The following is a 19,906-nucleotide window of genomic DNA, read 5'->3' on the forward strand; positions in this document are numbered from 1 at the left end:
CAGCGCCTCTTACCAATGCACCGTATACCGCAGCACCAGTCTGCCAGGTATAAATAAGCAAAACGGGACATATGGACAATCTTCACCTTCCTCAAGCCACGTCGCCTTTGGCCACGTGGCTTTATTATCTTGAGCACCTGCATACTCAGGCCATCGAACTGGGTCTGGACCGTATTCGTCAGGTAGCACAACGTCTCGACCTGCTGAAACCCGCTCCCTTTGTCTTTACCGTGGCCGGTACAAATGGCAAAGGCACGACCTGTCGCACTCTGGAAACGCTGCTGATCGCTGCGGGCTACCGCGTTGGCGTCTACAGCTCGCCGCATCTGGTGCGCTACACCGAGCGCGTTCGGGTGCAGGGCGGGGAGTTGAGTGAAGCGCAGCACTGCGCCAGCTTTGCGGAGATTGAAGCCGGACGAGCCGACATTTCGCTGACCTATTTTGAATTTGGCACGCTCTCCGCGCTCAATCTGTTCCGCCAGGCGCAGCTGGATGTGGTGATCCTGGAAGTCGGCCTCGGCGGACGACTGGATGCCACCAACATAGTGGATGCCGATGTCGCCGTGGTCACCAGCATTGCGCTGGATCACACCGACTGGCTGGGCCCGGATCGCGAAAGCATCGGGCGCGAGAAAGCGGGCGTATTCCGTGCGGGGAAACCGGCGGTAGTGGGTGAGCCCGATATGCCACACAGCATCGCTATGGTCGCGCAGGAAAAAGGCGCTCAGCTGTTACAGCGCGACCGCGACTGGTCCTGGCATGCCCAGGCCGAAAGCTGGTCGCTGCGTGATGCGCAGGGCGAGCTGAACGATCTGCCGCTGCCACAGGTGCCGCTGCCTAACGCGGCGACCGCGCTGGTGGCGCTGCGTGTTTCAGGGCTTGAGGTCAGTGAAGCGCAGATTCGCGCCAGCCTGCCGCTGGCGATGCTGCCAGGGCGTTTTCAGACTATCAGTGAATCACCGCGCGTGATTCTGGATGTCGCCCATAATCCGCATGCGGCGACCTGGCTGGCATCGCGGCTGGCGGCTCTGCCGAAACGCGGCAAAGTGCATGCGGTCGTGGGCATGCTGCATGATAAAGATATCCCCGGTACGCTGGCGGCGCTGGCACCCATGGTCGATGTCTGGTACTGCGCACCGCTTGACGGTCCGCGCGGCGCCAGCGCTGAGCAACTGCTGGAGTGTCTGTCGCAGGGCGAAGCCTTTACCTCGGTAGAGCTCGCCTGGCAGCAAGCGCGCAAGCGGGCAGCGCCGCAGGACACTGTGCTGGTCTGTGGTTCATTCCACACCGTTGCACAGGTCATGGAATCGATTGAAACGGAGAAAGGACGTGGCTAGTAAGTTTCAGAACCGTTTAGTCGGCACTGTTATTCTGGTCGCCGTTGGCGTGATTGTGCTGCCAGGGCTGCTGGATGGTCAGAAAAAGCATTACAAAGAGGAGTTCGCCGCCATTCCACTGGTGCCGAAACCTGACGATCAGCAGGACAGCGAAATGGTGCCGCCGGTCACCCAGTCGCTGCCGGCTCAGCCGCCGGAGGGCGCGGGCAATGCGGTCAGCAGCAGCACTGGCAATGGCAAAACCAACGCCACGGCAGAGCAGGGTCGGACTCAGCCGGACGAAGAGAGCGATCCGGTCGTTGTATCGCCGCCGCCGGTTCATCAGTCTGTACCTGCACAGACGGTGACGAAGCCGAAAGTGACAGAGCAGCAGAAACCTAAAGTCACTGAACAGCCTAAGCAGAAACCGGTCGAACAGCAGAAGCCAAAAGCCGTGGAACAGCCTAAACCGAAGCCGGTTGAACAGCCTAAAGCGGTCGAACAGCCGAAGCAGGAAGAGGCGCCGAAAGCCGCAGAGACGACGGCGCCAGCAGGGCAGGCTTATGTGGTGCAGTTAGGTGCGCTGAAAAACGCCAGCAAAGTGAATGAGATTGTCGCGCAGTTGCGGCTGTCGGGCTATCGCGCCTTTACCGTGCCGTCAACGCCGGTACAGGGTCAGATCACCCGCATTTACGTAGGCCCGGATGCCTCGAAAGCCAAAATGCAGAGCGCGGTTGGCGAGCTGAAAAGCATCTCAGGACTGGGCGGTGTGGTGAAACCGTACAGCGCCCGCTAAAGCCGGCGATTGGCGCTGCCGATAGCAGTAACAGGCAGCGTCTTTTGCCCGGCACGCAGCACGCTTACGGCGCGTTGCAGGATAAAATAGTGACGATTTTCAACGGCCTGTCCGGCTGAGAATCTACCGGGCGATTGAGGTTTTTTTCATCGCCGCATTTATGGATGCAGAAAAAGAAAACCGCTACGCAAACGTTTTCTTTTTCTGTTAGAATGCGCCCCGAACTGGATGCAGGGGTGCAATTGCACTGGCGCTGGAAGAGTTCATGATCTGGATTGATTACGTCATTATTGCGGTAGTTGGTTTTTCGGCTCTGGTCAGCCTCGTCCGTGGGTTTGTCCGGGAAGCCTTATCTCTCGTTACCTGGGGATGCGCGTTTTTTGTCGCCAGTCATTACTACGCCTACCTTGCAGTCTGGTTTACAGGTTTTGACGACGAACTGGTTCGTAACGGTATCGCCATCGGTGTGCTGTTTGTCGCTACCCTGATTGTGGGGGCCATTGTGAACTACGTTATCGGCACGCTGGTGGAGAAAACCGGCCTGTCGGGAACCGACCGGGTGTTGGGAGTCTGTTTCGGGGCGTTGCGAGGGGTGCTGATTGTAGCCGCCTTGCTGTTCTTCCTTGATACATTCACTGGCTTTTCCAAAAGTCCGGACTGGCAACAGTCTCAACTCATTCCCGAGTTCAGTTATATCATCAGGTGGTTTTTTGATTACCTGAAAAGCACGTCGAGTTTTTTACCCCGGTGATGTGACCGGGAGTGCGGCTTAATGAGGAAATGACAACATGTGCGGTATTGTCGGTATCACCGGTTTCATGCCGGTCAACCAGTCGATCTATGACGCGTTAACGGTGCTCCAGCACCGCGGGCAGGATGCCGCAGGCATTTGTACAATCGATGCGCTGAAATGTTTTCGCCTGCGAAAGGCAAACGGCCTGGTCAGCGACGTTTTCGAAGCACGCCACATGCAGCGTCTGCAGGGCAATATGGGGATCGGTCACGCGCGTTATCCAACCGCGGGAAGCTCCAGTGCCTCTGAAGCGCAGCCATTCTATGTAAACTCCCCGTACGGCATCACCCTGGCGCATAACGGTAACCTGACCAACGCCCATGTGCTGCGTAAGCACCTGTTTGAAAAGGGCCGCCGTCACGTTAACACCACCTCAGATTCTGAAATCCTGCTGAACATCTTTGCGCAGGAGCTTGATCGTTTTCAAAACGATCCGCTGGAAGCCGACAACATTTTCGCTGCGGTGGCTGCCGTGCATCAGCAGGTACGCGGTGCTTACGCCGTCGTGGCGATGATTATCGGTCACGGCATGGTTGCCTTCCGTGATCCCAACGGCATCCGTCCGCTGGTACTGGGCAAGCGCGTTATCGCGGATGGCCGTACCGAGTATATGGTCGCCTCCGAGAGCGTGGCACTGGATACGCTGGGCTTTGAATTCATCCGTGACGTCGCACCGGGTGAAGCGGTCTATGTCACTGAAGCGGGCCAGCTGTCTACCCGCCAGTGTGCTGAGAACCCGAAAAGCAATCCGTGCCTGTTCGAGTATGTCTATTTTGCGCGTCCTGACTCTTTCCTGGACAAAATCTCCGTCTACAGCGCCCGTGTCCGCATGGGCACCAAGCTGGGCGAGAAAATTGCCCGCGAGTGGGAAGATCTGGATATCGACGTCGTGATTCCGATTCCGGAAACCTCAACCGATATCGCGCTGGAAATCGCCCGTATCCTCGACAAGCCTTATCGTCAGGGCTTCGTGAAAAACCGTTACGTTGGCCGTACTTTTATCATGCCTGGTCAGCAGTTACGTCGCAGCGCGGTTCGCCGCAAGCTCAACGCTAACCGCGCTGAATTCCGTGATAAAAACGTCCTGCTGGTGGATGACTCGATTGTTCGCGGCACCACTTCAGAGCAGATCATTGAGATGGCACGTGAAGCGGGCGCAAAACGGGTTTATCTGGCCTCCGCGGCACCGGAAATTCGTTTCCCGAACGTCTACGGCATCGATATGCCGAGCGCCACGGAACTGATTGCGCACGGCCGCGAAGTGGAAGAGATTCGCCAGCTGATTAAAGCCGATGCGCTGATTTTCCAGGACCTGGACGATCTGATTGAAGCGGTGCGTGAAGAGAATCCGGACATTGCCCAGTTCGAATGTTCGGTGTTCAACGGAATTTACGTGACGAAAGATGTCGATCAGCAATATCTGGAGTATCTGGAGTCGCTGCGTAACGATGATGCCAAAGCGCTTCAGCGCCAGAATGAAGTCGAAAACCTTGAGCTGCACAACGAGGGCTGATACCTCTGACAGGCGGGCAGCATAAAACAGGGCGGGAGCAATCCCGCCCTGTTTGTTTTCAGAAACCCGCTGGCCGCGTATGATGGCGCATTGGCTGACATAAGGTTGGAATATGAAACGACTCATCATTGGCATCTCTGGCGCAAGCGGGGTGATCTATGGCGTGCGCATGCTGCAGGTGCTGCAGCAGGTGGAAGAAGTAGAAACGCATCTGGTCATGAGCCAGGCGGCACGTCAGACGCTGGGTCTGGAGAGTGATTATTCGCTGCGTGACGTGCAGGCGCTGGCCGATGTGGTGCATGACGTGCGCGATATTGCAGCTAATATCTCGTCGGGTTCGTTTAAAACGCTGGGCATGGCGATTTTACCCTGCTCAATGAAAACGCTTTCAGGCATCGTTCACAGTTACAGTGACTCATTGCTGACCCGTGCGGCGGATGTCGTGTTAAAAGAGCAGCGTAAACTGGTGTTGTGCGTGCGGGAAACCCCGCTGCATGTCGGCCATCTGCGCATGATGACCACAGCCGCCGAACTGGGGGCGATTATCATGCCGCCTGTACCGGCTTTTTATCACCGGCCTGAAACGATCGATCAGCTGATCGATCAGACCGTCAACCGGGTTATTGACCAGTTTGATATCGAATTACCGGAAGATCTTTTCGCGCGCTGGCAGGGTGCATAAAGTTCCGCTGGCGCACTTATTTAGTGCATAAGCGCGCCTCGGATCACTCTTCGTGCATTTGATGCACCAAAAGTTAACAACGTCGCTTTTTCTCTTTCACCACACTGCTATATTCCCCTCACAAACACAGCGTTTTCGCCTGTCTGACATCACGCTAACTGCGTGGATAACTTGCAGATCTGGCATGAAACATGCAAATTACTTTGCGCAAACACATCACGAACCACATAACAAAAAGCACTTCACTTGAGGGTAATCTATGAAAAAGCGTGTTCTGGCTCTTTCCCTGATGCTGGGCTTATCCAGTGCTGCCAGCGTCTTCGCGGCAGTGCCGGGTTCAATCCGCATCGGCACAGATCCAACTTACCCACCGTTTGAGTCGAAAGACGCGCAAGGCAAGTTAGTGGGCTTCGATATCGACCTCGCTAACGAAATCTGTAAACGTATTCATACCCAGTGTACCTATGTTGAAAGCGACTTCGATGCGCTGATCCCCTCGCTGAAAGCGAAGAAAATTGATGCCATCATCTCCTCACTTTCCATCACAGCAAAACGTCAGGAAGAGATCGCCTTCTCGGAAAAACTCTACGCCGCTAACGCGCGTTTAGTGGCACCGAAGGGATCGAAAATTCAGCCGACCATCGAGTCGCTGAAAGGCAAAAATATCGGCCTGCTGCAGGGCACCACGCAGGAAACCTATGCCAATCAGAACTGGCGGCCAAAAGGGGTTAACGTCACCCCTTATGCTAACCAGGATCTGGTTTATCAGGATCTGAATGCGGGTCGCATCGATGCAGCCTTCCAGGATGAAGTCCAGGCCAGCGAAGGTTTCCTGAAACAGCCAGTCGGTAAAAACTACGCCTTCGCGGGTCCGGCCGTGAAAGATGACAAGATCTTTGGCGTCGGCACCGGTATGGGACTGCGTAAAGATGACAGCGAACTGAAAGCGGCCATCGACAAAGCCTTCACTGACATGCGTAAAGATGGCACCTACGACAAGATTGCGAAGAAATACTTCGATTTCAATGTGTACGGCGACTAACCATCCTGTCGCTTTACCCTCTGTGTCCGTGTTGCCGGGACTGAGCCGGTTCTGCCTGATGCAGAAACCGGCGCCGTTCCGCTGATGACGGATGGCATCTGCAACGGAGAGGTAAAGCTAAACTGCCCGTCGATTGCTGACGGGCAGCGATTCGTTTCCACCCCACGACAGGACCCTCTCGATGCTGTATGGCTATTCTGATGTAATTCTTCGGGGCACGCTGGTGACGCTGGAGCTGGCTCTCACCTCCGTCGTGCTGGCAGTGCTGCTGGGCCTGATTGGCGCAGGCGCGAAACTGTCGCGCAGCCGGCCACTGGCGATGATTTTTGAAGGCTACACCACGCTGATCCGTGGCGTGCCTGACCTCGTACTGATGCTGCTGATCTTCTACGGTCTGCAGATTGTCCTCAACCAGATCACCGATGCGCTGGGCATGGCTCAGTTTGATATCGATCCGATGGTGGCCGGTATCATTACGCTCGGCTTTATCTATGGTGCCTACTTCACTGAAACCTTCCGCGGGGCCTTTATGGCCGTACCGCAGGGGCAAATTGAAGCGGCCACCGCGTTTGGTTTTACCGGCGCGCAGGTGTTCCGCCGCATACTGTTTCCGGCCATGATGCGCTATGCGCTGCCGGGTATCGGCAACAACTGGCAGGTGATCCTGAAAGCCACCGCACTGGTCTCGCTGCTGGGGCTGGAAGATGTGGTAAAGGCGACGCAGCTGGCCGGTAAAAGTACCTGGCAGCCGTTCTACTTCGCCATTGTGGCGGGTGTGATTTATCTGGTGTTTACCACGCTGTCGAACGGCGTGCTGTGGTGGCTGAACCGTCGCTATACGGTCGGTGTGAAGAGGGCGAGTTATGATTGAGATTATTCAGGAATACTGGAAATCGCTGCTCTGGACTGACGGTTACCGTTTTACCGGTGTGGCGATCACCCTGTGGCTGCTGATCCTCTCGGTGACCGTTGGCGGCTGCCTGGCCATCCTGCTGGCGATAGCGCGGGTTTCACCTAACCGGTTTATCAGTTTTCCGGTCTGGCTCTTTACCTATGTGTTTCGCGGTACGCCGCTCTATGTGCAACTGCTGGTGTTCTATTCCGGCATGTATACGCTGGAAATTGTGAAAGGCACTGAACTGCTGAACGCGTTTTTCCGCAGTGGCCTGAACTGTACGCTGCTCGCCTTTACTCTGAACACCTGTGCCTACACCACGGAAATCTTTGCGGGTGCGATTCGCTCGGTGCCACACGGTGAGATTGAGGCGGCGCGGGCCTATGGCTTCTCCACCTTTAAACTCTATCGCTGCATTATTCTGCCCTCGGCGCTGCGGACGGCACTGCCGGCCTACAGCAACGAAGTGATTCTGATGCTGCACTCCACGGCGCTGGCTTTCACCGCCACCGTGCCGGATCTGCTGAAAATCGCGCGGGATATTAACTCGGCGACCTATCAGCCGTTTACCGCCTTTGGCCTTGCGGCTGTGTTGTACCTGATTATCTCTTACGTGTTGATCAGCCTGTTCCGCCTGGCGGAACGTCGCTGGCTGGCCCACGTGAAACCCTCTTCATCGCATTGAGTAGAACTATGGCTGACAATAAATTAAGCGTCACCGAATTGCATAAACGTTACGGTGAACATGAAGTGCTGAAAGGGGTCTCGTTAACTGCTAAAGCGGGCGATGTGATCAGTATCATTGGATCGTCCGGTTCAGGGAAAAGTACCTTTTTACGCTGCATCAACTTCCTCGAAAAACCGAGCGAAGGCAGCATCGTGGTTAATAACCAGCAAATTACGCTGGTTCGTGACAAAGATGGTCAGCTCAAAGTGGCTGACAAAGAGCAGCTGCGCGCATTGCGTACCAGCCTCACCATGGTGTTCCAGCACTTCAATCTGTGGAGCCACATGACGGTGCTGGAAAACGTGATGGAAGCGCCGATTCAGGTGCTGGGGCTGAGCAAAGCGGAAGCGCGTGAGCGCGCCATTCGCTATCTCGATAAAGTAGGCATTGATGCGCGGGCGCAGGCGAAGTATCCGGTGCACCTTTCTGGTGGTCAGCAGCAGCGTGTGTCGATTGCGCGCGCGCTGGCGATGGAGCCTGAGGTGTTGCTGTTTGATGAACCGACCTCGGCGCTGGATCCGGAGCTGGTAGGCGAGGTGCTGCGCATCATGCAGAAGCTGGCGGAAGAGGGCAAAACCATGGTGGTGGTGACCCACGAGATGGAGTTTGCCCGTCACGTCTCAAATCACGTGATTTTCCTGCATCAGGGCAAAATCGAAGAGCAGGGTCCGCCTGCGGACGTGTTCGGCAGCCCGAAAAGCCCGCGTTTACAGCAGTTCCTCAAGGGATCGCTGAAGTAAGGGTTACCTGTCAGTTAAGGCGAGGGAAGCAGGGCACTGGCGTAACGTGCCCTGCGCGCAATAAGTGCGAACCGCGTTTGAGAGTTTGCGTCATCCCTGCGTTCTGCCCTCGCACTCAGTATCCAGTCTGAGATATCACTTCTGCAGTAGCTTCAGCGCCGTATCCTCATCGGTCACCAGTCCCGATACCCAGCCGCCCTGTAATGCGGCACGGATGGCTGGATACTTGCGCTCACTACCCGCAAAGCCAATAATTTTGCGCTGAGTCTGGCTTTCCAGCCGTACGCTGGTCAGCAGTTCATCCGTTTCGCCCCACACCCGTTCACCCTGGTGATTGAAAAAGTGACCAAGCATTTCGCCCACCACGCCGCGCCCATTTAGCGCCCCGACCTGCGCATCGGTGATAAATCCCTCGGCGTTCAACGGACAGCCCGGCATCACTTCTCCAATCCCCACAAAGGCTACGTCCGCCTGTAAGGCGCGATCAATGACACGCTGGTACACCTTATGCTGAACCCACATCGCTTTATCCTGTGGGGAGTCGGCGTATAAGGGCGCAGGGATGAAGAAATACTTGCCCTGCATCTTTTCGGCCATTTTCAACGGTACGTCATAGCGTGTACCGGAATCATCCCGCGCGATGGCACCAATCATGGAAACGCAATGATGCTGGGGACGATCAACCCAGGGAAGCGCATCGATCATTGAGCGCAGGGTTTTGCCGGAACCAATACCGAACACCTGTGGCGTTTCCTCATGAATAAATTGTGCCATCACCGCCGCGCCTTCTACTGCCAGCATTTGTTGAATAGCCTCATCATTCAGACTGGCCGATGGCACAACGCGACACAAATCCAGACCAAATTTCGCCTGTATCTCACTCGCCAGCTGCAGGCAGTGAGTGACGGGATGATCAATTTTTACATTCACCATGCCCATTTCGCGTGCACTGGAGACCAGACGCTGCGCGACCTGTCGTGACAATCCCAGTGCCTGCGCTATCTCCTGCTGTGTCACGCCTGCGACGTAATACATCCATGCGGCACGTGCGGCCAGCTCCTGCTTTTTCTCTTCTTTGCTCATCACGCTGTTCCGTCGAATTCGAGGGGACATCTTAACGCTGCGCGGCAGGAAAAGCACTAACTGAGCAAATGCCCTTAAAAGGAGCAAAAGTGTTATTTGTGACCCGGCTCGCAGAAGGATCCGCCTAATGGAGACTATGCTACACGCAATCGGGCAAATGCCCTTTAGTGTGGCAAATGTTTAAAAGAGGCGATTATGAACAACCAATCAGTGTGGATGCACATCGGCGCGGGATCTTTTCATCGGGCACATCAGGCGTGGTATCTGCATAAACTGCGTGAGCAGGGTGACGAAAGCTGGAGCATCGCGCTCGGCAATATCCGTAATGACGCGGAGCCACTGCTTAATCAGCTCGCGGCACAGCAGGGAGAATATGTGCTGGAAACCGTAACGCCTGAAGGTGAGCGTGACTACGAAACCATCACCTCGCTGCGCAAAATTTTGCCCTGGGACAGTGATATCCGTGCGTTGATTGAGCAGGGAGCCCGTGCGGAAACACGTGTGATTAGCTTTACCGTGACCGAAGCGGGTTACTACCTGACCCCCGCGTTTACACTGGATCTTACTCATGCAGAAGTGAAGGCCGATCTGGATGGCGATATCCGCACCCTCTACGGCGCACTCAGCCATATTCTGACACAGCGAGTTAAGCAAGGCGGTGCGCCTGTTACGCTGCTGAACTGCGACAATCTGCGCCACAATGGCGAACGTTTTCGTGACGCCTTCCTGGCGTTTCTTATGGCCAAAGGCGATACCGGACTGGCCGACTGGGTGCGTACACAAACCCGCTCACCCAATACCATGGTCGATCGCATTACACCGCGTCCTGTGCCGGAAGTGGCAGAACGCGTGCTGGCGGCGACCGGCAAACAGGATGGCGCAGCAGTGATGGCCGAATCTTTTATTCAATGGGTCATTGAGGATGATTTTATTGCCGGGCGCCCGGCGCTGGAAAAGGTGGGTGCTGAACTGGTGGAATCGGTACTGCCGTGGGAAGAGGCGAAAATTCGCATCCTTAACGCGACACATGCTGCGATTGCCTGGGCGGGTACACTGATTGGTCTGAACTATATCGATGAGAGCACCCGCCATCCGGCGATTTATCAACTGGCTTACGACTACGTGACCCAGGATGTTATTCCCTCTCTGTCGCCCAGCCCGCTTGATTTAGCGGATTATCGAGACGTCGTGCTGGCCCGCTTCAGTAACCCTTACATTAAAGACACCAATCAGCGCGTCGGTGCCGATGGTTTGTCCAAAATTCCCGGTATGGTGACGCCAACCCTGCAACAGTGCTACCAGCGCGGTGCGCAGCCCACCGCAACGGCGGTCATTCCGGCTCTGTTCTTCCTGTTTATGCAGCGATGGGCCAGTGACGATTTACCCTATTGCTATCAGGACGGTGCGCTTCAGGCCGATACGCTCCGTGAGCAGTTCGCCAGCGCCGATCCGCTCCATGCGTTCCTGAGTGATAACGCGCTGTTTGCTGAACTGGCGTCTGATAAGGCGTTTCATGAACTGGTGACCCGCCGTGTTGCAGGTTTGCTGCAGTGGCTGAAACTGCCTGAACTGGCGGCGGTGTAATCATGTATCTCGGTATTGATATCGGCACCTCAGAGCTTAAAGCGCTGATCATTGACAGGCACGGTGAGATTGTTGCGTCTCAGCACGCCACGCTGAGCGTGCAGCGTCCCCATCCCCACTGGGCTGAACAGGATCCTGAATGCTGGTGGCAAGCCTGCAGTGAGGTTCTGGCAGGATTGCGTCATCAGTTTCCTCTGGCATGGGCCGCAATTCGCGCAATCGGGTTATCGGGACAGATGCATGGGGCCGTGTTGCTGGATGCCGGGGGCAAGGTGCTGCGTCCCTGTATTCTCTGGAATGACACGCGCAGTGCCCCGCAGTGTGAAAGGCTGAAGAAGAGCGATCCCCGGATAATGGCAATCAGCGGCAATATGATTATGCCCGGCTTCACGTTACCGAAACTGCACTGGATAGCGGAACAGGAGCCAGAAATCTTTAGCCGTATCGATAAGGTCCTGTTGCCGAAAGATTATCTGCGCTGGCGTCTTACCGGACACTTTGTCAGTGAGCCTTCGGATGCTGCCGGAACGCTGTGGCTCGATGTGTCCCGGCGTGACTGGTCGGATGAACTGCTGGCCATCACCGGACTGACGCGAAGCCAGATGCCTGAACTGGTAGAAGGCAGTGCAATAAGTGGACGCCTGCAGCCGTCACTGGCGAGCGAGTGGGGCTTGTCTGCTGCGGTCACTGTCGCGGGCGGCGGTGGTGACAATGCCGCATCGGCAGTGGGTGTGGGCGCGGTGAATCCCGGTGATGCGTTTATCTCACTGGGGACGTCCGGCGTGATCTTTGTCGTAAACGACCGCTTACAGGCTGACCCTCAATCCGGGGTACACGCCTTTTGCCATGCGTTACCGGGCCGCTGGCACCAGATGAGTGTGATGCTCAGCGCCGCCAGTTGTCTGCGCTGGCTGTGCAATCTGCTGTCGGTCAGTGAAAGCCAGCTGATGGAGGAGATGGTACAGATCAGTGATGAGCAAATGCGAAGCGCCCCGGTCTTCCTGCCTTATCTGTCAGGTGAACGCACGCCCCATAACGATCCTGATGCCTCCGGTTCTTTCTTCCATTTACGCCATGAAACACCGCGCGCCCTGTTGGGCTATGCGGTGGTTGAAGGCGTGGCATTTGGGCTGGCGGATGGATTGAAGGCGCTCGGCGATGTCCGGCATCACATTCAGCAGTGCAGCCTGACCGGGGGCGGTGCGCGTAGCACGCTGTGGGCTCAGCTGATTGCCGACGTGCTGCAACTGCCCATCGTTACCCATCCGGCCAGCGCATCTGGCGCGCTGGGCGCTGCACGATTAGCGTGGCTGGCTGATGGCGGCCTTGAGCATGAGGTGTGTCTCAAGCCGGCTGTGCAGGCGCGTTACCTGCCGGATGAGACGCGTGGTGCCGTGCTGCAAAAGCGGCACCGTCTGTTCCGGGAACTCTATATCCAGCAACAACAGGTGCGCAGCTTGCTGCCTGCATAACGACTAACCAGACAGAAGGTCATTGAAATGCAATCGAATGAATACTGGTTTGGCTTACCGAAAAAGATGTTCTGGGGCTTCCTCGCTATCGCCCTCTTTATGGCGGGTGATGGCTTTGAAATGGCGTTTCTGTCACGTCATATCACCGATATGGGCTTTACGCCCGCGCAATCAGCAGTCGTATTCACCTTCTATGGCTTAGCGGCAGCCCTGGCGGCCTGGGCATCTGGCGTGGTAGCCGAGTTGATCACGCCGCAGCGCGCGATGATGATTGGCTTTGTGCTATGGATCGTGATGCATGCGCTGTTTATGTCGCTGGGACTTGGCCTGCGCAACTATCCGCTAATGGTGCTGTTCTACGGCATTCGCGGACTGGCTTATCCGCTGTTTATCTACTCTTTCATGATGATGCTGGTGCAGGTCTTACCGCGCGAAAAACTGGCGGCGGCAACCGGCTGGTTCTGGGCGATGTATTCTGTAGGCATCGGGGTTATTGGCAGCTATCTGCCAAGTCTGACCATTCCTGTGCTGGGAGAAACCGGAACGCTGTGGCTGGCTATTATCTGGGTGGCCTGTGGTGGGATCCTCGCATACTTCAGTCTGCGCAAGGTACCGGTAGATCGCTCTCGTGTGAATTTGCCGATGCGTGACAAGATGACAGAAATGGCGCGTGCCGTGACCATTCTGTTTACCAATCAGCACGTATTTTATGCCTGCCTGATTCGCATCATCAACACGCTATCGCTGTTTGGTTTCGCCATTGTCATGCCACTGTTGTTTGTCGATCGTCTCGGCTTTACGATCTCTGAATGGCTACAAATCTGGGCGGTGTTCTTCTTTGTGACTATCTTTACGAATATCTTCTGGGGCCTCACGGGTGAGAAGCTGGGCTGGATCCGTCAGGTGCGCTGGTTTGGTTGCCTGGGGATGGCCATCTCCAGCCTGGCCTTCTATTACCTGCCGGTCTATGCGGGTCATAACTTCTGGGTCGCATTAATCCCTGCGGTCATGCTGGGAATCTTTGTCGCTGCATTTGTACCGATGACCGCCGTCTTTCCGACGCTGGAGCCGCATCATAAGGGGGCTGCAGTCTCGATTTACAACCTCTCCGCAGGACTCAGTAACTTTGTGGCACCGGCTATCGCCTCCGTCATGTTGCCCTTTTTCGACATTGTGGGGGTGGTATGGGCCTATACCGGGTTATACCTGTTCGCTGGCGTGCTGACCTTTATTATTCGTGTGCCACAACCGGGGCACACGCGTGACGAAAAGGCAATGAAGTCGCCGGTAGCAGAGCAGCGTAGCTAATTAAACACAGGGCGGCTCAGGGCCACCCTGTGTTTATCCTGCGACATCCTGCAACGCCTCCTGCAAATCGTACCAGCGGAAGCCAAAACCAGAGGCTTCCAGCCGCTTTGGCAGCACATGCTGTCCTCCCAGCACCAGCACCGACGATTCGCCCATCATGAGCTTAATGGCGCTGGCTGGCGTGCGCATAAAAGCCGGACGATGCATGACCCGGCCGAGTGTGGCGGCAAACTGCTCATTACGCACCGCGTAAGGCGCGACCATGTTGAACGGACCCCGCAGATCGTCATGATCCAGCAACCAGATAATGGCGTTAAGCATGTCATCTATGTGGATCCACGGCATGTACTGTTTACCACTGCCGATCGGCCCGCCGATGCCGAGCTTAAAGGGCAGCTTCATTTTGCTGAGTGCGCCGCCCTCCGGGGCCAGCACCACGCCGGTGCGCAGCAGACAGACGCGCGTACGTTCGCTTTCCGCCGTGAGCGCCAGCTGCTCCCAGCGGGCGCAGAGTTGATGCGTGAACTCATCCTGACCCTGATCCTCTTCCGTCAGCACCAGGTCGCCGGTATTGCCATAAAAGCCGGTCGCCGAGCCTGAGATCAATACGGAGGGTGGCGTGGCGCTGGCGTTGATCAGTGAGGCGATCTGCTCGGTGATCTGCCAGCGGCTTTCGCACAGCTGCTGTTTATGCGGCTCCGTCCAGCGTTTGTCAGCAATAGGTTCTCCTGCCAGATTAATCACCGCATCGATGTTATCCAGGTTCGGTTGTTGCGCCAGTCCTGACCAGAGCGCGACGTTTTCGCCCAGTTTTTCACGCGCGCTGACCACGTCACGCGTCACCACACTGATCTGATGCCCCAGCTGCTGCAGGCGCGGAATCAGGTGACGGCCAATCAGTCCCGTGCCACCGGTAATTAGAATGTGCATGTTGCGGCTCCCTTGATGTTTTTGTTATTTGCACCTTTCAGCATAGAAGAGTGGAGCCACTCTATAGTGAGTCGCGTCGCGCTTTCTTCTTCCGGAGCAAGAGATCGGATCAGCTCAGCGTTGCCTTCCCAAAAAAAAATCGGTAAACATGATGCAACCCTGACAGCCAATTGAGGTAACCGATGAATTATCCGTCCATCACCCTGTGGTCAGATTCATCATTTTTCAGTCCTTACGCCATGTCGGCTTATGTAGCTCTTACCGAAAAAGGGGTCCCGTTCCACCTCAAACGCGTCGATTTGTCGCAGAACCAGCAATATGCCGCGGCCTACCGTGAGCTATCGCTGACCTGCCGGGTACCGACCCTGCAGATTGATGACTTTCTGTTGAGCGAATCCTCGGCGATTACCGAATATCTTGAAGAGCGTTTTCCGGCGCCCGAGTTTGAACGCCTCTATCCCCGTGACCGCGAGAAGCGTGCCCGTGCCAGAGAGATTCAGGCCTGGCTGCGCAGCGACTTCCTGTGGATCCGTCAGGAACGTCCGACGGAAGTGCTGTTTGCGGGTGAACGCTTTGCCCCGCTGACCGCGTCAGCGCAGCTGGCGGTAGATAAACTCGTTGCGGCTGTCGATCGCCTGCTGCCGGACGGGCAACAGAACCTGTTTGGCGAGTGGTCAATTGCAGATACCGATCTGGCGGTGATGCTAAACCGGCTGGTCCTGCATGGCGATCCTTTGCCCGCACGCTTACAGCATTATGCTGAGTTTCAGTGGCAGCGAGCCTCGGTACAGCTGTGGTTAGCAGAAAGTGGTAAAAATCGGTAACAGCCAGGGCTTGCTCAGGCTGGCGTAAGTGATTACCTTACGCCACATAAAAATAACGACGTGGCAAACTGCGTATGCAACTGTACGCCAAACAGGAAAGGGTTACGGATGGTGGATCAAACTGCGGGTGACGGCATCGAGTGGGTCGATATCGTAAACGAAGAGAATGAAGTCGTTGCTCAGGCAACACGTGCACAGATGCGTGCTCAGTGCCTGCGTCACCGCGCCACCTATATCGTCGTTCATGACGGTATGGGTAAGATTCTGGTACAGCGTCGCACCGAGATAAAAGATTTTATGCCGGGCAAACTGGACGCTACCGCGGGCGGCGTGGTGCAGAGCGGTGAAGACATGCTGGAATCTGCGCGACGTGAAGCGGAAGAGGAGTTAGGGATTGCCGCGGTGCCGTTTGCTGAGCATGGCAAATTCTACTTCGAAGATCAGCATTGTCGTGTCTGGGGCGGTCTGTTCAGTTGCGTGTCACATGGTCCATTCGCCATGCAGGAATCGGAAGTCGATGAGATTATCTGGATGACGCCCGACGAGATCACCGCACGCTGTGATGAATTTACGGACGATTCGCTGAAAGCGCTCTCCCTATGGATGAGCCGCAACGGCGATAACCGGGCCTGATAACGGCCGCTTAACTGCGTAACATCAACCCGCGTTAAAGCGGACAGCGTTGTTACCGGCGAAAAAAAAGGCATGCTCTGGGGCATGCCTTTTTTGTTTTCTTCTGACGCTTAGCCTTCAGCCTGCTGAGACTGAATGGCGGTCAGGGCGATGGTGTAAACGATGTCATCAACCAGCGCACCCCGTGACAGATCGTTGACCGGCTTACGCATACCCTGCAGCATCGGTCCGATTGAGATCAGATCGGCTGAACGCTGTACCGCTTTGTAGGTGGTGTTACCGGTGTTCAGATCCGGGAAGATAAACACAGTCGCGCGACCTGCAACCTGTGAGTTGGGCGCTTTCGATTTCGCCACATCTTCCATGATCGCAGCGTCATACTGCAGCGGACCATCAATCACCAGATCAGGGCGTTTCTCCTGCGCAATACGCGTTGCTTCACGCACTTTCTCTACGTCGCTACCCGCACCTGACGTGCCGGTAGAATAAGAGATCATCGCAACACGCGGATCGATACCAAAGGCGCTGGCAGAATCGGCTGACTGGATAGCGATCTCAGCCAGCTGCTCAGCGGTTGGATCCGGGTTAATGGCGCAGTCACCGTAGACCAGCACCTGCTCTGGCAGCAGCATGAAGAACACTGATGAAACCAGTGAGCTGTTAGGCGCGGTTTTGATCAGCTGCAGTGGCGGACGAATGGTGTTGGCGGTGGTGTGAACCGCACCTGAAACCAGGCCATCCACTTCGCCGCTTTCCAGCATCATGGTGCCGAGCACCACGTTATCTTCCAGCTGCTCCTGGGCGACCACTTCGGTCATGCCTTTGCTCTTGCGCAGCTCAACCAGGCGCGGCACGTAGTTTTCACGCACCTGTTCCGGGTCAACAATCTCAACCCCTTTGCCCAGGACAACACCCTGAGCCGCAGCGACACGCTGAATCTCATCCGGGTTGCCTAACAGGACGCAGGTGGCGATACCGCGTTCTGCACAGATCGAGGCCGCTTTAACCGTACGCGGCTCATCACCTTCTGGCAGTACGACGCGTTTGCCCGCTTTACGCGCCAGCTCAGTCAGCTGATAGCGGAAGGCTGGAGGCGACAGGCGACGGCTGCGTTCTGACGTGGCGGTCAGTGACTCAATCCACTCCGCATTAATGTAGCCGGCAACATACTCCTGCACTTTCTCGATGCGCTGCGTATCGTCAGCAGGCACTTCAAGATTAAAGCTCTGCAGGCTCAAAGAGGTCTGCCAGGTATTGGTTTTCACCATAAACACCGGCAGGCCGGTCTGGAAAGCACGGTCGCAGAGACGGGCGATACGATCGTCAATCTCGTAGTTACCGGTCAGCAGGATTGCGCCAATCTCAATGCCGTTCATCGCGGCCAGACAGGCGGCGACCAGCACGTCCGGACGGTCTGCAGAAGTCACCAGCAGTGAGCCAGGACGGAAATGCTCCAGCATGTGCGGGATACTGCGGGCGCAGAAGGTGACAGATTTAACCCGGCGGGTCTGAATCTCACCTTCGTTGATGATGCGCGCATCCAGGTGGCGGCACATATCGATCGCGCGGGTGGCGATCAGATCAAAGCTCCACGGCACGCAACCCAGCACCGGTAGCGGGCTGTCTGAGAACAGCTGCTTAGGATCGATGTTGGCGATGCTGGCTTTTGACGAGTCATCAAAGATTTCTGACAGGTCAGGACGGGTACGGCCCTGATCATCGACCGGCGCGTTGAGTTTGTTGATAATCACGCCAGTGATGTTTTTGTTCTTCTGGCCACCGAAGCTGCTCTGCGTCAGTTCAATGCGCTCTTTCAGCTGTGCCGGAGAGTCATTGCCCAGCGCCATCACGAAGACGATTTCCGCGTTCAGGGTTTTGGCGATTTCATAGTTAAGCGCGTTGGCGAACTGATGCTTACGGGTCGGAACCAGACCTTCAACCAGTACCACTTCCGCATCCTGGGTGTTGGCATGGTAACGGGAGATGATCTCTTCCATCAGCACATCCTGCTGGTTCGATCCCAGCAGTGACTCAACACGTGACATCTGCAGCGGTTCAGCGGCAGGAATCGAGGAGTTCTTACGGATGATGGTGGTGGTTTGATCCGGGGTATCGCCGCCGCTACGCGGCTGAGCAATCGGCTTAAACACGCTGAGACGAACGCCTTTGCGCTCCATGGCGCGGATAACGCCGAGGCTGACGCTGGTCAGGCCGACGCTGGTGCCGGTCGGAATGAGCATAATTGTACGTGACACGTTTGAACCTCTCAGTAATGGCAGGGTGTCAAAAACAACTCCGTCAGCCTGAGCTGACGGAGAGAAGTGTTTTACGCAGTCAGACGCGCGGCGTCCTGGGCGATGACCAGCTCTTCGTTGGTCGGAATCACCAGCGCCGGGCGGGTGCCTTCTTTATTGATGTAACCAGACTTGCCGAAGCGGGCCGCCAGGTTGCGATCGTGGTCGACTTCAAAGCCCAGCAGCGCCAGCTTTTTCAGTGAGAGTTCACGTACCATCGCGGCGTTTTCACCGATGCCGCCAGTGAAGACGACTGCGTCAAGACGGCCATCCATCAGCGCGGTGTAGCTGCCGATATATTTTGCCAGGCGATGACAGAAGACATCCATTGCGCGCTTCGCATCTTCTTTGGTGGCGTAATTATCTTCTACGTAGCGGCAGTCGCTGGTGACTTCGGTCAGACCTAACAGGCCAGACTCTTTGGTCAGCAGTTTATTGATGGCGTCAACGCTCATACCCAGCGTATCGTGCAGGAAGAAGATAATCGCCGGGTCGATGTCGCCACTGCGGGTTCCCATCACCAGGCCTTCCAGCGGGGTCAGGCCCATAGAGGTGTCCACGCACTCGCCGTTGCGAATCGCAGAGACCGAACCGCCGTTGCCGAGGTGGCAGGTGATGATGTTCAGTGACTCAAGTGGCTTGTTAAGCATTTTGGCCGCTTCGTGAGTGACATAGAAGTGGCTGGTGCCATGCGCGCCATAGCGACGAACGCCATGCTCTTTATACAATTTGTACGGCAGCGCATAGAGATAGGACTCTTCCGGCATTGTCTGATGGAAAGCGGTGTCAAATACCGCGACATTCTTATCAGACAGGTGAGGGAAGTTTTTCATCGCTTCATCAATACCGATCAGATGAGCCGGATTGTGCAGCGGTGCAAAAGAGGAGGCGTCTTTGATGCCCTGTACCACTTCTTCCGTGATGATGACTGACTGCGTCAGCTTCTCGCCGCCATGTACGATACGATGGCCGATTGCAGCAATTTGTGCCGAAAGCTCAGGTTTTTGTGCCAGAATGGTTTTAACGATAAAGTTCAGCGCTTCGCTGTGCGCTGCGCCAGCACCCAGAGGCGCTTCCTGTTTTTCGCCTTCCAGCTTCCATTTGATGCGGGCTTCAGGAAGATGGAAACATTCCGCCAGGCCAGACAGGAACTCTTCACCGCTGGCAGGGTTGAGGATGGCAAACTTAAGGGAAGAGCTGCCACAGTTCAGAACCAGAACTAACTTACTCGACATGGAAGTACCTATTTTTTGAGAGTGGCTAAATAAAACGCA

At 55.9% G+C, this 19,906-nt stretch carries 18 protein-coding genes; 14 read left to right on the forward strand and 4 right to left on the reverse strand.

What is annotated here, in order from left to right; all coding sequences use genetic code 11:
* The first annotated feature begins 71 nt into the window (after positions 1 to 71).
* The 9 genes from folC to hisP all read left to right on the forward strand — a co-directional run bounded on the left by folC (position 72) and on the right by hisP (position 8,504).
* A complete protein-coding gene (gene folC / locus PU624_RS09820; RefSeq protein WP_283547467.1) occupies positions 72 to 1,337 on the forward strand; it encodes a bifunctional tetrahydrofolate synthase/dihydrofolate synthase in 1,266 nt (421 codons plus the stop codon).
* Positions 1,330 to 2,112 carry a cell division protein DedD gene (gene dedD / locus PU624_RS09825; RefSeq protein WP_283547468.1) on the forward strand — a complete coding sequence of 261 codons (783 nt, stop codon included), beginning with the start codon at positions 1,330 to 1,332 and terminating at the stop codon, positions 2,110 to 2,112. Before folC ends, dedD begins: the two co-directional genes overlap by 8 nt.
* A gap of 265 nt (positions 2,113 to 2,377) precedes the next feature.
* Entirely contained in the window at positions 2,378 to 2,863 is a 486-nt protein-coding gene (cvpA, locus tag PU624_RS09830; protein ID WP_003854265.1) for a colicin V production protein, read from the forward strand.
* 37 nt (positions 2,864 to 2,900) lie between these two features.
* The gene (purF, locus tag PU624_RS09835) at positions 2,901 to 4,418 is read left to right on the forward strand and encodes an amidophosphoribosyltransferase (protein ID WP_013358590.1); all 1,518 of its coding nucleotides are present in this window, start codon (positions 2,901 to 2,903) and stop codon (positions 4,416 to 4,418) included.
* A 112-nt stretch (positions 4,419 to 4,530) separates the two neighbouring features.
* Positions 4,531 to 5,100 carry a UbiX family flavin prenyltransferase gene (locus PU624_RS09840; RefSeq protein ID WP_283547469.1) on the forward strand — a complete coding sequence of 190 codons (570 nt, stop codon included), beginning with the start codon at positions 4,531 to 4,533 and terminating at the stop codon, positions 5,098 to 5,100.
* Between the two features lie 259 nt (positions 5,101 to 5,359).
* Positions 5,360 to 6,142, forward strand: a complete 783-nt coding sequence (gene argT / locus PU624_RS09845; protein ID WP_283547470.1) for a lysine/arginine/ornithine ABC transporter substrate-binding protein ArgT — start codon at positions 5,360 to 5,362, stop codon at positions 6,140 to 6,142.
* A gap of 181 nt (positions 6,143 to 6,323) precedes the next feature.
* Entirely contained in the window at positions 6,324 to 7,013 is a 690-nt protein-coding gene (locus PU624_RS09850) for a histidine ABC transporter permease HisQ (protein ID WP_010258006.1), read from the forward strand.
* Positions 7,006 to 7,722: an ABC transporter permease gene (locus PU624_RS09855; protein ID WP_090959168.1), complete on the forward strand. Its 717-nt coding sequence runs from the start codon at positions 7,006 to 7,008 to the stop codon at positions 7,720 to 7,722. Before PU624_RS09850 ends, PU624_RS09855 begins: the two co-directional genes overlap by 8 nt.
* A gap of 8 nt (positions 7,723 to 7,730) precedes the next feature.
* Complete coding sequence (gene hisP, locus PU624_RS09860; RefSeq protein ID WP_283547471.1) at positions 7,731 to 8,504, forward strand: histidine ABC transporter ATP-binding protein HisP; 774 nt, start codon at positions 7,731 to 7,733, stop codon at positions 8,502 to 8,504.
* 135 nt (positions 8,505 to 8,639) lie between these two features.
* On the opposite strand, the gene PU624_RS09865 is transcribed toward hisP, so the two are convergent.
* Complete coding sequence (locus PU624_RS09865) at positions 8,640 to 9,587, reverse strand: sugar-binding transcriptional regulator (RefSeq protein ID WP_283547472.1); 948 nt, start codon at positions 9,585 to 9,587, stop codon at positions 8,640 to 8,642.
* 195 nt (positions 9,588 to 9,782) lie between these two features.
* Between PU624_RS09865 and dalD the strand changes: the two genes are divergently transcribed.
* Genes dalD through PU624_RS09880 form a run of 3 tightly spaced genes read left to right on the forward strand, consistent with a single transcriptional unit; the run spans position 9,783 to position 13,951 of the window.
* Entirely contained in the window at positions 9,783 to 11,171 is a 1,389-nt protein-coding gene (gene dalD / locus PU624_RS09870; RefSeq protein WP_283547473.1) for a D-arabinitol 4-dehydrogenase, read from the forward strand.
* Between the two features lie 2 nt (positions 11,172 to 11,173).
* Complete coding sequence (gene xylB / locus PU624_RS09875) at positions 11,174 to 12,643, forward strand: xylulokinase (RefSeq protein WP_283547474.1); 1,470 nt, start codon at positions 11,174 to 11,176, stop codon at positions 12,641 to 12,643.
* A gap of 27 nt (positions 12,644 to 12,670) precedes the next feature.
* Positions 12,671 to 13,951, forward strand: coding sequence for an MFS transporter (locus tag PU624_RS09880; RefSeq protein ID WP_283547475.1), 1,281 nt, complete (start codon positions 12,671 to 12,673; stop codon positions 13,949 to 13,951).
* A gap of 33 nt (positions 13,952 to 13,984) precedes the next feature.
* Here the strand turns inward: PU624_RS09880 and PU624_RS09885 are convergent, their stop codons facing one another.
* On the reverse strand, positions 13,985 to 14,881 hold the full coding sequence (locus tag PU624_RS09885; RefSeq protein WP_283547476.1) for a TIGR01777 family oxidoreductase: 897 nt from the start codon (positions 14,879 to 14,881) through the stop codon (positions 13,985 to 13,987).
* A gap of 182 nt (positions 14,882 to 15,063) precedes the next feature.
* Here PU624_RS09885 and yfcF point away from each other — a divergent pair, with 182 nt between their 5' ends.
* Positions 15,064 to 15,705 carry a glutathione transferase gene (gene yfcF, locus PU624_RS09890; protein WP_283547477.1) on the forward strand — a complete coding sequence of 214 codons (642 nt, stop codon included), beginning with the start codon at positions 15,064 to 15,066 and terminating at the stop codon, positions 15,703 to 15,705.
* A gap of 108 nt (positions 15,706 to 15,813) precedes the next feature.
* Entirely contained in the window at positions 15,814 to 16,338 is a 525-nt protein-coding gene (yfcD, locus tag PU624_RS09895) for an NUDIX hydrolase YfcD (RefSeq protein ID WP_003854255.1), read from the forward strand.
* A 110-nt stretch (positions 16,339 to 16,448) separates the two neighbouring features.
* On the opposite strand, the gene pta is transcribed toward yfcD, so the two are convergent.
* Both pta and ackA read right to left on the reverse strand, forming a co-directional pair.
* The gene (gene pta / locus PU624_RS09900) at positions 16,449 to 18,578 is read right to left on the reverse strand and encodes a phosphate acetyltransferase (RefSeq protein ID WP_283547964.1); all 2,130 of its coding nucleotides are present in this window, start codon (positions 18,576 to 18,578) and stop codon (positions 16,449 to 16,451) included.
* Between the two features lie 86 nt (positions 18,579 to 18,664).
* Entirely contained in the window at positions 18,665 to 19,867 is a 1,203-nt protein-coding gene (gene ackA, locus PU624_RS09905) for an acetate kinase (protein WP_283547478.1), read from the reverse strand.
* Between the last annotated feature and the right edge of the window lie 39 nt (positions 19,868 to 19,906).

This window comes from Pantoea sp. Lij88, from assembly GCF_030062155.1.
In the GTDB taxonomy this organism is placed as follows: Bacteria; Pseudomonadota; Gammaproteobacteria; order Enterobacterales; family Enterobacteriaceae; genus Pantoea.

Excerpts from the sequence above, each read along its gene's own strand:
- folC (WP_283547467.1), top strand. The coding sequence starts at position 72 with ATGGACAATCTTCACCTTCCTCAAGCCACGTCGCCTTTGGCCACGTGG.
- cvpA (WP_003854265.1), top strand. The coding sequence starts at position 2,378 with ATGATCTGGATTGATTACGTCATTATTGCGGTAGTTGGTTTTTCGGCT.
- purF (WP_013358590.1), top strand. The coding sequence starts at position 2,901 with ATGTGCGGTATTGTCGGTATCACCGGTTTCATGCCGGTCAACCAGTCG.
- PU624_RS09840 (WP_283547469.1), top strand. The coding sequence starts at position 4,531 with ATGAAACGACTCATCATTGGCATCTCTGGCGCAAGCGGGGTGATCTAT.
- argT (WP_283547470.1), top strand. The coding sequence starts at position 5,360 with ATGAAAAAGCGTGTTCTGGCTCTTTCCCTGATGCTGGGCTTATCCAGT.
- PU624_RS09850 (WP_010258006.1), top strand. The coding sequence starts at position 6,324 with ATGCTGTATGGCTATTCTGATGTAATTCTTCGGGGCACGCTGGTGACG.
- PU624_RS09855 (WP_090959168.1), top strand. The coding sequence starts at position 7,006 with ATGATTGAGATTATTCAGGAATACTGGAAATCGCTGCTCTGGACTGAC.
- hisP (WP_283547471.1), top strand. The coding sequence starts at position 7,731 with ATGGCTGACAATAAATTAAGCGTCACCGAATTGCATAAACGTTACGGT.
- PU624_RS09865 (WP_283547472.1), bottom strand. The coding sequence starts at position 9,587 with ATGAGCAAAGAAGAGAAAAAGCAGGAGCTGGCCGCACGTGCCGCATGG.
- dalD (WP_283547473.1), top strand. The coding sequence starts at position 9,783 with ATGAACAACCAATCAGTGTGGATGCACATCGGCGCGGGATCTTTTCAT.
- xylB (WP_283547474.1), top strand. The coding sequence starts at position 11,174 with ATGTATCTCGGTATTGATATCGGCACCTCAGAGCTTAAAGCGCTGATC.
- PU624_RS09880 (WP_283547475.1), top strand. The coding sequence starts at position 12,671 with ATGCAATCGAATGAATACTGGTTTGGCTTACCGAAAAAGATGTTCTGG.
- PU624_RS09885 (WP_283547476.1), bottom strand. The coding sequence starts at position 14,881 with ATGCACATTCTAATTACCGGTGGCACGGGACTGATTGGCCGTCACCTG.
- yfcF (WP_283547477.1), top strand. The coding sequence starts at position 15,064 with ATGAATTATCCGTCCATCACCCTGTGGTCAGATTCATCATTTTTCAGT.
- yfcD (WP_003854255.1), top strand. The coding sequence starts at position 15,814 with ATGGTGGATCAAACTGCGGGTGACGGCATCGAGTGGGTCGATATCGTA.
- pta (WP_283547964.1), bottom strand. The coding sequence starts at position 18,578 with ATGCTCATTCCGACCGGCACCAGCGTCGGCCTGACCAGCGTCAGCCTC.
- ackA (WP_283547478.1), bottom strand. The coding sequence starts at position 19,867 with ATGTCGAGTAAGTTAGTTCTGGTTCTGAACTGTGGCAGCTCTTCCCTT.